Origin of the sequence: Vibrio sp. B1-2, from assembly GCF_963888445.1 — a bacterium.
GTDB classification, from domain to species: domain Bacteria; phylum Pseudomonadota; class Gammaproteobacteria; order Enterobacterales; family Vibrionaceae; genus Vibrio; species Vibrio anguillarum.
Window position 1 is genome coordinate 1 of sequence record NZ_CAWPJH010000041.1, and the last position, 13,732, is coordinate 13,732.

The window sequence follows — 13,732 nt, forward strand, 5'->3', positions numbered from 1 at the left end:
TTGCATGTGTTAGGCCTGCCGCCAGCGTTCAATCTGAGCCATGATCAAACTCTTCAATTAAAGTTTTGTTGGTCCTAAGACCGGCTCAATGAATACTGACTTCAAAACTGCTCTTACTCGAAAGTAAGACGTAATTTTAAAGCTATTGTTGTTCCAACAGAACAACAATGAATTGACTGTGCCAAAATCAAGTAAACTTGATTCTGATTGGTCACTCAGTTCATTGATAAATCTTTTTTGATTATCATCAACGAGTGCCCACACAGATTGATAGGTTTATATTGTTAAAGAGCGTTCTTCTCTGGCTTGCCGAGGCTTCCTTTGAAGAGGCGGCCATTCTAGCGAGATAATGAAAAGTGTCAAACACTTTATTAAATTATTTCGTCTTACCGATTTGACCTACTGATTGGCTGGCTAATTGGGCTTGAACCCTTACTGGCTGTGCCGTGTCAGTGAGGCGGCATTATAGGGAGAACGAAGATGAGTGCAAGCGGTTTTTAGAAAAAAGTACCTTCTGATAGCTCAAGTGAACAAAAAGACACCAAAGCGTTAAATATCGATTAATTAGCGACCTATTTCCCTCTCTAAATCTCCTTGTTATCACCAGAGCATTGAGGTGACACACTTCATATTGCGTGCTTTTCTTCGTCAATGAAAGCTCGCACTGAGGCAGTACAAAGAAGCATATTACTCATCACTATCGAAGAAATAAGAGATTCTAGAGCGTGGGTTAAGATAGTCTCGGATTTTATCCGGAAGTTTATGCGGAAGAATAGCATTAACAATTTTCAAATCTCGATCAGCTAAATCAATAATGGGCGCTTGGGTTCGCGGAACCGAAGGGTCGTAAATCAATACATTAGGATATAGTAAGTGGCTGGCGTTTACGGAGATGACTAACCCAACCATATTGTTAGAAAGCTGAACAACGGTTCCTGGAGGGAAAACACCCATAAATTTAACCAATACGTTTAAGTTTTCGTTACTATATAAGTGATTACAATGCTTATACATATAGGAAAGTGCAATATAAGGAATCTTCTGCTCTGCAACGATATTGGGATGACACAAATTATCAAATACATTCGCGACCGTAATGACCTGTGAAAGCTCATCAATAGCCGCTTCCTTTAAACCAAGCGGATACCCACTGCCATCATTAAGTTCATGATGCTGTTCTATTACTCTCTTTGCACTTTCTGGAAAGCTATCGATATGACTCGCAATATCCAAACCATACTTAGTATGTAATTTGAGATAATTTTGTTCGGGCTCTGTCAGTGTTGTTTTCTTTCTAACAATCGCGGTGGGAACCTTAATTTTGCCTATATCATGAAACAGCGCAGCAAAAGCAAGTTCTTTGATTTTTTGAGCATCATACCCTTTCGCTTTTCCTATCATCATTGCAATGACCGAAACGTTGAGTGAATGAAAGTAGATGTCTTCAAACTCACTTTTGCCATTCATTAAATGCAGCGTAACGCTATCTTCACTCAGTAGCTTATCGACAATATCTTCAACCAAAATTGAAGCTTCATCTATCGCATCCTCTGGCCGATTGCGTATCTTGTTCATTACCGCACGCATACGGGATAGAGAACGCTCAAACTCTTTTTCACAGTTTAGAACTCGCCTACGATATGCGTTCAACTTTTCAATCCGTTTCTGCTTCTCTTCCCACAATTTTTCAGCCTCACTCTCCATCTCTGAAGATTCTTCTATGGCTTCCGGCTGCGTATTGACAGGTAAGGGTTGAGTATCGCTTTGCGCAGGATTGATATAAACATGTTGAATCCCCAAGTGTTTTATCAATTGAATCTGTTCTTGGGATTTAATCTTAAAGCTATTAAAAAGAAAGGGGTGTTCGTTCCACTTTACGGGCAACTTAATGTGCAGGCCAGGCTGCAATCTATCTACTGTGATTTTTATGCTTGCCACAATTTATATAACACCTTAAGTACTAAGTAGTTAATGAGTTTAAAAGAAGCCACTCAAAAGTTCATCAACTACATATTAGTAGTGTTGATATAAATGTGTATGGCTAGAAGCGAGAAATGTGCGCTGTTCAATATAGAAGTATGTGAAGGCTATCAAAAGAGTCCCATTTATCTAAGATAGTGGACTATTATTTCGAGGACAAAAACAACAAAGCCCCGACTTTCGTCGAGGCTTTGTTGTTTAAATTATGGTACCGGTGGGCGGACTTGAACCGCCACTCCCGAAGGAAACGGATTTTGAATCCGTCGTGTCTACCAATTTCACCACACCGGCATCTTGGGCATTGCCCTTTGATGGTTGGCATTATACGTAAGAAAGTTATTGGCGCAATAACAAAATATTGAAATACAAATCGTTTGCCGATATTTTCGCCACAAACCTTCAAGCTGTGCGTCTCTTCTCTTTTCAGATCCTCTTCGAGGCTATATGCTGCTGCAATTTCGCGAATACAAAAGATGTTTAGATATGATGAGTAACTCTATTTCTCTACCGCCTGCCGGATTACTACGCCGATTTGGTGCGCTCATTTACGATGCATTAATCATCATTGCTCTTGAGATGATGGCTGCTGGTGTTGTCGTTGCTATATTAGAAGCTCTCGTTGCGTTGAATGTGATGAGCTATGGCTCGTATGCAGATGTCAGCGACCTTCTCACTCGTCATCCCATTTGGAGCTATGTTTACACATTTTACCTTGCCGCTGTCTGGGTCTACTTCTTCGTCTTTTTCTGGACAAGAGCAGGCCAGACATTAGGGATGCGTGCTTGGCGACTTTTGATAATTAACGAACAAGATGGAAATTCAATCAGCGTCACGCAAGCTTTAATACGTTTGTTCACCTCAGGCTTTGGCTTGGCAAACCTCACCGTACCCTTTGATCAACAAAAAAGAGGGTTCCAAGATATTTGGGCCAAAACGAAAGTAGTGGTACTTCCTAAAGTTAATTGAGTCGGAATAACAAAAAGGAAGGTTTGCCCTTCCTTTTTGTTAATAGTTCTTACCTGTCATTTTTAGAGTTTTCGTCTTAACAACATTACGGCAACGCTGAGAAACACCAAACTGGGTGCGACGGCACCAAACACTGGTGGGATACCATAAACAAGACTCAGTGGGCCGAAAAACTCACTGGAAATATAAAATGTAAAGCCTGCAATCACGCCTGACAAAATCCTTGCGCCCATAGTAACGCTGCGCAATGGCCCAAAAATAAACGATAGTGCCATTAGCATCATCACAGCAATAGAAAAAGGTTGAGTAATTTTACGCCACAACGCCAGATCGTACCGTGAAGCATCTTGCTCCGACGTTTTTAAATAGCTGACATAATCATACAAGCCACTCAGTGACAACTCTTCAGGCTTGACCGTGACCACTGCTAGTTTGTCTGGAGCTAATGAAGTCGTCCAACGATATTCGGGTAATGTTTGCTTTGTTATCAATACATCATCGCGCATGTCGGTGATTTGAACATTTTTCATTACCCATTGATTGTCTTTATCGTAATCCACCTCTTCGGCAAAAAGGATGTTTTGCAAACTCTTATTGTTATCAAAGCGCCACATATTTAAGCCATAGAGTTTGTTGTCATCAATTTTACCAATAAAGATAAAATCATTCACATCGCGAGCCCACACACCGCTACGCACTGAAACAATACTACCGCCAGAGAGAGAAAAAGCGCGCAGATCTCGCGCCATCTTCTGCGCTTGGGGTGCTCCCCATTGGCCAAGCAAGGTGACAATGATCATTAATGGCACTGCGGTTTTTAATACCGACATACCGATATTAAGCTTAGAAAACCCCGCAGCTTGCATGACAACGAGCTCAGAACTTGATGCCAACATACCTAACCCAATCAACGCACCGAGTAAGGCGGCCATAGGAAAAAACATCTCGATATCACGAGGAATGCTCAACACCACAAACAGTAAAGCTTGCAGTAAATCGTAGCTTCCTTCCCCGACTTTTCTCAATTGCTCAACATATTTGATAATGCCGGACAAACCAACAAAGGTCGCCAGCACTAGCGAGGTTGTCGCAACAATAGTACGGCCAACGTATAAATCTAAAATCTTAAACACGCGTTATGCTGCCTTCTTTAGTCTTAGTTTATCTTTGAAGCGCCGCACTGGCACACTGTCCATGATATTCACTGAAATCGCCGCCAAAAGTAACGCAGCATTGATTGGCCACATACCGATCACCGTAGCAAGTGAGCCATCTTCAATGGCGGACTTGGTTGCGCTGATGGCCATAAAATAGGCCAAATAAATTAAGATTGCAGGTCCCATTTTCGCAAAGCGTCCTTGCCGAGGGTTAACCGCCGACAAAGGGACCACCAGCATGGTGAGTAACGGAATACAAATCACCAGAGAAATTCGCCATTGCAACTCAGCTTTCGCTCTTCGATCCGGGTTGGAAAGCAGATTGGATGTCGGTAACGCCTCCCAATCACGTCCTTTGGGTTTAACTTCACGCTGCCCAATTAAACCTTCGTATTCGTCAAATTTTGTGATCATATAATCAACGCGTGTTGGCACTCCTTCATAGCGAATCCCGTCATACATGGTGATCATCTGACGGCCATCACTGAGCTCTTTAACATCACCAGAATTAGAGAACATCACACTCGGGAGTATCGAATCCTTTGGTGCAAGCTGCGCAACAAACACATTATGCAGTTTTTTGTTTTCAATATTTTCGATGAAAACTACTGAGGAACCATCTGGTGTGCGTTGAAATTGTCCTTTCTGTAGCAAATCAACACTATTTTCTGCTGCGAGCTGCTCCATTAATTGTGCTTCTTTGTCTTGGCTCCAAGGCGCCAACCAGAATGCGTTAAATGCTGCAGCACCTGAAGTGATCAAAGCCAAATAGAGTGCAGCACGGATCAAAAATTTATTGCCGATGCCAGTGGCATTCATCACCGTAATTTCGCTTTCTGCGTACAAACGCCCAAAAGTCAGTAAGATGCCGATATACAAACTCAAAGGCAGCATTAATAACCCCATTGCGGGCATATTTAAACTTACAATAGATAAGATCATTCGTGCTGGAATGTCACCATCGGAAGCTTCAGCCAAAACGCGAATAAATCGTTGGCTAAGAAACACGAGAAACAGTACGAAAAAGATCGCAAATTGGCTCTTGAGTGTCTCGCGGATCAAATATCTAACAATAATCACGCTGAAATTACCTATACAAAACTTGTTTTTTTGATTGAATCACTATAATTTCCCGTTGAACCTTTTATTTTTAAAATTTTCACTAACTGTTAGGCGTTCAATTAAAAGTAGATCCAAACTCGGATTCAACCACTAAGAGCGCATTATCTAACATTTAGTTCTATTTGTCTTCAGGATGTAGGAGTACGCATGGAGTTCAGTGTAAAAAGTGGCAGTCCAGAGAAACAACGTAGCGCATGTATCGTTGTTGGAGTGTTCGAACCACGCCGCCTTTCTCCAGTAGCAGAGCAGCTTGATAAAATCAGCGACGGCTATATTAGTTCACTACTTCGCCGTGGTGATCTCGAGGGTAAACCCGGCCAGATGCTACTGCTGCATCAAGTCCCTGGTGTTCTGTCTGAACGCGTTTTACTGGTAGGTTGTGGTAAAGAGCGCGAATTAGGCGAACGTCAGTACAAAGAAATCATTCAAAAAACCATCAGCACACTGAACGAAACGGGTTCAATGGAAGCCGTATGTTTTCTGACTGAACTACACGTTAAAGGCCGCGATACTTATTGGAAAGTACGCCAAGCGGTTGAAGCAACGAAAGATGGTCTGTACACCTTTGATCAATTCAAGAGCGTGAAACCTGAGACTCGCCGCCCACTGCGCAAACTTGTCTTTAACGTACCGACTCGCCGTGAGCTTAACTTAGGTGAGCGCGCGATTACACACGGCCTTGCGATTGCATCCGGTGTGAAAGCGTCGAAAGATCTCGGCAATATGCCACCCAACATTGCCAACCCAGCTTATCTTGCATCTCAAGCGCGCCGCTTAGCGGACGACTACGAGAGCGTCACCACCAAAATCATTGGTGAAGAAGAGATGGAAAAGTTGGGCATGACCTCTTATCTCGCCGTCGGTCGTGGCTCAAAAAATGAGTCGATGATGTCGGTCATTGAGTACAAAGGCAACCCAGATCCAGATGCAAAACCAATTGTGTTGGTGGGTAAAGGCCTAACGTTTGATTCCGGCGGTATTTCATTAAAACCAGGCGAAGGCATGGATGAAATGAAGTATGACATGTGCGGTGCGGCGTCAGTCTTTGGCGCAATGAAAGCATTGGCTAAATTGAAATTGCCATTAAATGTCGTGGGTATCTTAGCCGGTTGTGAAAACATGCCAGGCAGCAATGCCTATCGCCCTGGTGACATTCTCACGACTATGTCTGGCCAAACGGTTGAAGTACTCAATACCGATGCCGAAGGTCGCTTAGTTCTATGTGATGCACTCACTTACGTTGAGCGTTTTGAACCCGATTGCGTGGTAGATGTGGCGACACTAACTGGCGCTTGTGTGATTGCATTAGGTCACCACATCAGTGGCGTGGTTTCAAACCACAACCCATTGGCGCATGAATTGGTTAATGCTTCAGAACAAGCAAGTGATCGCGCATGGCGTCTACCAATGGCCGACGAGTACCATGAGCAGCTAAAGAGCCCATTTGCTGATATGGCAAACATCGGTGGTCGCCCTGGTGGTACGATTACCGCAGGCTGCTTCTTATCTAAATTTGCTAAGAAATATAACTGGGCGCATTTGGATATTGCTGGCACGGCATGGAAGTCAGGTGCAGCAAAAGGATCAACAGGTCGTCCCGTCTCATTGCTCGTCCAGTTCTTATTGAACCGCAGCGGCCAAGAGTCTGAGGAATAACCTCAAAATGTGAAAAGGGCCGCAAGGCCCTTTTTTGTTGATGAGCGATTAGATAGTAGGTGACAACATGCAGCGAGCCACCTTTTACATTGTGAACGAAGAAAGCCCTCAAGCAACGCTGGCAGGCTTTGAGCAATATGTCCTATTTCTGGCTCATCACTTCGCCAAACAAGGGGCAAAAATTTATCTGCATTGTGATGATAAAACTCACGCTGAACAGTTTGCCGAACATTTATGGCAAGTACCTGCAGAACAGTTTGTCGCGCACAATCTGGTGGGTGAAGGCCCGAAATACTCTACTCATATCGAGATTGGCTACCCCAACGTCAAACCCAATTGGAATCGTCAACTGGTAATAAATGTGGCGGATAATCATACAACCTTTGCGAACGCCTTTGCTGAGGTGGTAGACTTCGTCCCCTGCGAAGAAAAAGCAAAGCAACGAGCACGCGAAAGGTATAAAATCTACCGTCAAGCTGGCTACCAATTGCAAACAATCGAGATCCAACATCCATAGGTCAAACCTTATAGTTAAGGCGATCTTTAACAAGATCCTTCACTTATGAAGTTTGACTAAGATTAACCATTCACAGTATCCATTTAAGAGCACTATGGAAAAGACATATAACCCAACAGCAATCGAACAAGCTCTGTATCAGACTTGGGAAGAGAACGGCTACTTTAAGCCTCACGGTGATACATCAAAAGAAGCATACAGCATCATGATCCCACCGCCGAACGTCACTGGTAGCCTTCATATGGGTCACGCATTCCAAGACACCATTATGGATACTTTGATCCGCTGCGAACGCATGAAAGGCAAAAATACCTTATGGCAAGTGGGTACAGACCACGCCGGTATTGCTACCCAAATGGTGGTTGAACGTAAAATTGCTGCTGAAGAAGGCAAAACCAAGCATGACTACGGTCGCGAAGCGTTTATCGACAAAATTTGGGAGTGGAAAGGCGAATCAGGTGGAACCATCACTAAACAGCTTCGCCGCCTTGGCGCATCGGTAGACTGGGATCGTGAACGATTCACTATGGATGCGGGCCTATCCAATGCCGTTCAAGAAGTGTTTGTTCGCCTTTACCAAGAAGATTTACTCTACCGTGGTAAACGTCTTGTGAACTGGGATCCAAAACTGCACACTGCAATTTCTGATCTAGAAGTAGAAAACAAAGACGTCAAAGGTCACATGTGGCACTTCCGTTACCCACTGGCTGACGGCGTAAAAACAGCAGATGGTAAAGACTACATTGTTGTTGCGACCACTCGTCCTGAAACCATGCTGGGTGACACAGGCGTAGCGGTTAACCCTGAAGATCCACGCTACCAAGCTCTGATCGGCAAAGAGATCATGCTGCCAATCGTCAATCGTCGCATTTCTATCGTGGGCGATGAGCACGCCGACATGGAAAAAGGCACAGGCTGTGTGAAGATCACCCCAGCTCACGATTTCAATGACTATGAAGTCGGTAAGCGCCACCAACTGCCGATGATCAACATTTTCACCTTTGATGCCAACATTCGTGACGCCGCCGAAGTGTTCAACACCAATGGTGAACCAAGTGACGCTTACAGCAGCGATCTACCTGCTAAGTACCAAGGCATGGAGCGCTTTGCGGCACGTAAAGCCATCGTAGCTGAATTTGATGCTCTCGGCCTGCTTGAAGAAATCAAAGATCACGACCTCACCATTCCTTACGGTGACCGTGGTGGTGTGGTTATCGAACCGATGCTAACCGACCAATGGTACGTACGCACAGCGCCACTAGCGGAAGTCGCAACCAAAGCCGTTGAAGATGGCGAGATTCAATTTGTGCCTAAGCAGTACGAAAACATGTACTTCTCATGGATGCGTGACGTGCAAGATTGGTGTATCTCACGCCAACTTTGGTGGGGTCATCGTATTCCTGCTTGGTATGACAACGACGGCAACGTTTATGTCGGCCGTAGCGAAGAAGAAGTGCGCGAACAAAACAACCTAGCCCCAGTGGTGGTACTGCGCCAAGATGATGATGTATTGGACACTTGGTTCTCCTCTGCTCTTTGGACTTTTGGTACACAAGGCTGGCCAGAAAATACTGAGGCACTAAAAACATTCCACCCGTCTGACGTTCTTGTTACTGGTTTTGACATCATCTTCTTCTGGGTTGCACGCATGATCATGATGACCATGCACTTCTGTAAAGATGAGAATGGCAAACCACAAGTGCCATTTAAAACTGTTTATGTCACAGGCCTTATCCGTGATGAAAACGGCGACAAAATGTCAAAATCTAAAGGCAACGTGCTTGATCCTATCGATATGATCGATGGTATTGATCTTGAGTCTCTGGTTGAAAAACGTTGTGGCAACATGATGCAGCCACAGCTTGCAGCCAAGATCGAGAAAAATACACGTAAAACCTTTGAAAATGGTATCGAACCTTATGGAACCGACGCACTGCGTTTCACGCTAGCAGCGATGGCTTCAACCGGTCGTGATATCAACTGGGACATGAAACGCCTAGAAGGTTACCGCAACTTCTGTAACAAACTCTGGAACGCGAGCCGTTACGTGTTGATGAATACCGAAGATCTCGATTGTGGCTTTAACGCAGGTAGCGAGCTTGAGTATTCGTTAGCCGATAAATGGATCGAGTCTCAATTTGAATTGACGGCTAAAGAGTTCAACAACCATATCAACAACTTCCGTTTAGATATGGCGGCAAATACCCTTTACGAATTCATCTGGAACCAATTCTGCGACTGGTACTTAGAGCTGACTAAACCCGTATTGTGGAAAGGCAGTGAAGCGCAGCAACGTGCAACGCGCCGTACATTAATTACGGTATTAGAGAAAACATTACGCCTCGCGCACCCAGTGATCCCGTATATCACTGAAACTATTTGGCAAAGCATTAAGCCATTAGTGGACGGCGTTGAAGGTGACACCATCATGCTGCAAGCGCTGCCTCAGTACGATGAAACGAACTTCAACCAAGCAGCGCTGGATGATATCGAATGGGTGAAAGCCTTTATTACTAGCATTCGCAACCTGCGTGCCGAGTACGATATCAACCCAGGTAAACCTCTTAACGTGATGCTAAAAGCCGCCAACAAGCAAGAAGTAGCACGTTTAGAAGCGAACAAAGCGGTGCTGTTGTCACTGGCTAAACTGGAGGCTCTACGCGTTCTTGAAGAGGGTGAAGAGACTCCTGCTTGTGCAACGGCGCTGGTTGGTCAATCTGAGCTGATGATCCCAATGGCTGGTTTGATTGATAAAGATGCGGAGCTAGAGCGCTTAGCAAAAGAGATTGCTAAAACTCAAGGCGAAATCAAACGCATTGAAGGCAAACTCAATAACCAAGGGTTCGTCGCTAAAGCACCCGAAGCCGTTGTCGCTATCGAGCGTCAAAAGCTGAATGGCTATCAAGATACCTTGGTTAAACTGGAAGAACAGAAAGCGACCATAGCCGCGCTATAATCGCGATTGCGTTACCATTAAAAAGGTCGGTGTGAAAATACCGACCTTTTTTGTTTATTCACGCCATCAGCAGACGCGATTTTTGTGCTCTCCACGCTCAAACGCGGCAATGTTATCCATCAAAATCGTTGCCAATTGTGAAATAGCTGAGTCACTACCCCATGCCACGTGCGGTGTGAGCAACAAATTTGGCAAATCCATATTGGCTAGTAAGGGATTTGTTTTATCCGCTGGTTCTCGACTGAATACATCCACTCCAGCGCCAGCAATTTGCCCAGATTTCAATGCTGTCACAAGTGCTTGCTCATCAACCAAACCACCACGGCCTGCGTTAATCAACAATGCATTAGGCTTCATCATCTTTAATTCGTTCTCACCTATCAGGTTTCGGGTTTGCTCGCTCAATGGGCAATGTAAACTCACAACATCCGCCTCCGCTAACATTTGTTCAAAGGGCATAAAACCTTGTTGGCATAACTTGGCCCCCTTTCGTTCAGAAAATATCACCTGCATGCCTATCGCTCGTGCTAACGTTGCAGTTGCCTGTCCGAGCGCGCCACTCCCCACAATACCAAGCGTTGAACCTGCAACATCCCCTATCGGATGAGTAAAAAAGCAAAATTGTTGATTGCGCTGCCACTCGCCATTGGCAATATCTTGATGATAAGCAAACAAGTTACGCCTTAAGGCATAAATCATCCCAACTACATGTTCCGGAACAGAACGGGTGGCATAGCCTTGAACATTCACCAGTGCGATGCCTGCTTCACGACAGTAATCGACATCGACATTATTGACGCCTGTGGCCGACACAGCAATCAAGCGCAATTTCGGACATTGTGAGAGTAACGCTCTATCCAGCACCACTTTATTGGTGATTACGATATCGGCTTGAGATAGGCGATCGAGCGCTTGTTCGGCAGAAGTAAAGTCAAACTCAAGCCAATGATGAGCAAAAGGTAAGCTTGGCAATCGAATATAAGCAGGGATTGTGGCCCTATCGAGAAATACAACCGTGGGTAGTGACATATCAGCTCCTTGTCGCCACCCACATCACACTAAGGTCGGGGCAACGTTTTGTAATCTGGTAATTTTCGCTCAGGATCAAAGTGTTGCAAAATTTGCTCTTGTGCTTCGGGATAAAAGTCACAAGCAACAAAAAGGTTACGTAACCAATGACTCTTTGGGTGATAAAAACTGAGCTCTGCGGCATGCAGCGCTAAGCGATCGGAAAAATCTTGCGCTTCTTGCGGGGCATAAAACTCATCACCCACAATCGGATACCCCAAAGCTTGCATGTGCACACGTAATTGATGCGAACGGCCAGTCACAGGAAAAAGACGTACAATTGTCGTTTTTTCTTCTCTTTTCGCTACTTGATATAAAGTTTTTGATGGTTTTCCATCTTCAAAGCAGACTTTCTGTTTAGGCCGATTTGGCCAATCGCAAATCAGAGGTAACTCAACCACCCCCTCGTCAAGCTCCATTACGCCCCACACGCGAGCGTAATAAATTTTATGCGTTAAACGGTATTGAAACTGCTTTTTCAATGCCCCTTCCGCGTATTTATTTTTTGCCAGCACCATCAAGCCAGAAGTCGACATATCCAAACGATGCACAACTTGGATCTCTGGATATTGCTCAGCCAAACGACTCCACATACTGTCGTGATGCTCAGGCAAGCGTCCTGGAACCGACAGCAGACCTGAAGGTTTATTCACCGCGAGAATCTGATCATCTTCATAGACAATATCAATCCAAGGATCTGTGGGCGGCGTGTATTCAAGCATAGCCATCGAAGGTTTCTCCTAAAAAAATCGGCGCATTATAACAACCTCTCCGCCAAGCCAATAGAGAAGAGTCATCTTAGTTTCGTTAAATCACGAAATCGTCAGTAAGTTAGCCTTGCTTAGAAATATCACTTGAAATGTAACTTAAAATTGACAGATTAACTGGGTGTGATATTGATTGATGAGCTTGACATTAAAGTCAGCTTCAAAAGCAAAAATTATAAATAACACAACATCAAGTCTAAGGAACAAGAATGGAACACAGCGTCCCTTATCAATCGGCCAAACGTTTAACCCTGCCACAACTGCTTCGTTCACTCGGGCCGGGCATTATGATGGCAGCAGCAGCCGTCGGCGGCTCTCATCTCGTCGCGTCAACTCAAGCAGGTGCAATTTATGGCTGGCAACTCGCAGGCCTCATTTTGCTGGTCAACTTATTAAAATACCCCTTTTTTAAGGCTGGCATTCAATACACCATGGGGACAGGCAAAAGTTTAGTACAAGGCTATGCTCATCTCGGGCGTGCTTACTTATGGGTTTTTGCCCTCTTAAGCGTGGTATCGGCCATTATAAACACCGCCGCGTTACTGCTGTTTAGCGCCAGCTTACTGGCCTATTTTGTCCCTTTTGAGCTGGGCAATATTGTTCTTTCCGTGATTGTGCTGACCACTTGTTTGCTGATCCTTTTTGCAGGCCACTTTCGCGCGCTCGACTCACTTTCTAAAATGATTATGGCAGTACTGACAATCGCCACCTTACTCGCCGTGGTGATTGCCGTCGCAACCCCAGCGCAGATAGTGGTAGAAACCATTTCGCCTTCACCTTGGACACTCGCCGCGATCGGTTTTTTGGTGGTGACTATGGGCTGGATGCCCGCACCCATTGAGATTTCGAGCATCACTTCGGTGTGGCTCAAGCGTCAATGTCAAGAGCAGCAAGTGACGCCGCAATCCGCACTATTTGATTTCAATGTGGGCTATATCGGTACTGCAATCTTGGCGATTGTATTTTTGTCGCTCGGTGCCTTAGTACTACACGGAACAGGCGTTGAGCTCTCGAAATCTGGCGTCGGCTTTTCGCATCAATTGGTCGGATTGTACGCTTCAACCATAGGTGAGTGGTCACGTTATTTAATTGCAGTGATCGCCTTTTTCTGTATTTTTGGCAGCACCATCACCGTCATTGATGGCTATTCACGGGTGATTGCAGAATCACAACGTCTTTTGCAAAACAAAGAGAGCCAAAGCCCACGTTGCTACCAAACTTGGGTCCTCGTGGTATCGGCTTTAGCGCTAGCCATCATTGCCTTTTGGGCTTCAGCACTGATGCCAATGCTGAATTTTGCGATGATCATGGCATTTATGACCACGCCAATTTTTGCGCTGCTCAACTATATTCTGGTGACTAAAACACCTTTACCGGCTGAACTCGCAGTAGGAAAAAAACTCAAAGCACTATCTATCGTAGGGCTTGTTTATCTGTTTGGCTTTTTAGCGCTATTTATTTGGTGGAAGTGGATTATGTAACAGCAGATAAAACAAAGGCCTTATCGACAAAGGCCTTTGTTATTTTTAATGTAACGCCACAA

The 13,732-nt window shown here is 44.8% G+C and carries 10 protein-coding genes and 1 tRNA gene; 5 read left to right on the forward strand and 6 right to left on the reverse strand.

What is annotated here, in order from left to right:
* Positions 1-687: 687 nt before the first annotated feature.
* Complete coding sequence (locus tag AACQ75_RS13190) at positions 688-1,938, reverse strand: HD-GYP domain-containing protein (protein WP_017045406.1); 1,251 nt, start codon at positions 1,936-1,938, stop codon at positions 688-690.
* 248 nt (positions 1,939-2,186) lie between these two features.
* A tRNA-Leu gene (locus AACQ75_RS13195) sits at positions 2,187-2,271 on the reverse strand.
* Between the two features lie 153 nt (positions 2,272-2,424).
* Between AACQ75_RS13195 and AACQ75_RS13200 the strand changes: the two genes are divergently transcribed.
* Complete coding sequence (locus AACQ75_RS13200; RefSeq protein ID WP_161437733.1) at positions 2,425-2,946, forward strand: RDD family protein; 522 nt, start codon at positions 2,425-2,427, stop codon at positions 2,944-2,946.
* A 62-nt stretch (positions 2,947-3,008) separates the two neighbouring features.
* Here AACQ75_RS13200 and lptG read toward each other — a convergent pair whose 3' ends face one another.
* The gene (lptG, locus tag AACQ75_RS13205) at positions 3,009-4,079 is read right to left on the reverse strand and encodes an LPS export ABC transporter permease LptG (protein WP_013855998.1); all 1,071 of its coding nucleotides are present in this window, start codon (positions 4,077-4,079) and stop codon (positions 3,009-3,011) included.
* A gap of 3 nt (positions 4,080-4,082) precedes the next feature.
* The gene (lptF, locus tag AACQ75_RS13210) at positions 4,083-5,183 is read right to left on the reverse strand and encodes an LPS export ABC transporter permease LptF (protein ID WP_013855997.1); all 1,101 of its coding nucleotides are present in this window, start codon (positions 5,181-5,183) and stop codon (positions 4,083-4,085) included.
* A 189-nt stretch (positions 5,184-5,372) separates the two neighbouring features.
* On the opposite strand from lptF, the gene pepA reads away from it, so the two are divergent.
* The 3 genes from pepA (at position 5,373) to AACQ75_RS13225 (ending at position 10,354) form a co-directional block, all read left to right on the forward strand.
* Entirely contained in the window at positions 5,373-6,881 is a 1,509-nt protein-coding gene (gene pepA / locus AACQ75_RS13215; RefSeq protein WP_010318842.1) for a leucyl aminopeptidase, read from the forward strand.
* A gap of 67 nt (positions 6,882-6,948) precedes the next feature.
* Positions 6,949-7,398, forward strand: a complete 450-nt coding sequence (locus AACQ75_RS13220; RefSeq protein ID WP_017043380.1) for a DNA polymerase III subunit chi — start codon at positions 6,949-6,951, stop codon at positions 7,396-7,398.
* A gap of 94 nt (positions 7,399-7,492) precedes the next feature.
* Positions 7,493-10,354 (forward strand): valine--tRNA ligase, encoded by a 2,862-nt coding sequence (locus AACQ75_RS13225; protein ID WP_170888807.1) that lies wholly within the window; start codon positions 7,493-7,495, stop codon positions 10,352-10,354.
* A gap of 66 nt (positions 10,355-10,420) precedes the next feature.
* Here AACQ75_RS13225 and AACQ75_RS13230 read toward each other — a convergent pair whose 3' ends face one another.
* Entirely contained in the window at positions 10,421-11,383 is a 963-nt protein-coding gene (locus tag AACQ75_RS13230) for a D-2-hydroxyacid dehydrogenase (RefSeq protein ID WP_170888808.1), read from the reverse strand.
* Between the two features lie 29 nt (positions 11,384-11,412).
* A complete protein-coding gene (locus AACQ75_RS13235) occupies positions 11,413-12,150 on the reverse strand; it encodes an RluA family pseudouridine synthase (RefSeq protein WP_170888809.1) in 738 nt (245 codons plus the stop codon).
* Between the two features lie 248 nt (positions 12,151-12,398).
* On the opposite strand from AACQ75_RS13235, the gene AACQ75_RS13240 reads away from it, so the two are divergent.
* Entirely contained in the window at positions 12,399-13,670 is a 1,272-nt protein-coding gene (locus AACQ75_RS13240; protein ID WP_170888810.1) for an NRAMP family divalent metal transporter, read from the forward strand.
* Positions 13,671-13,732: the final 62 nt, after the last annotated feature.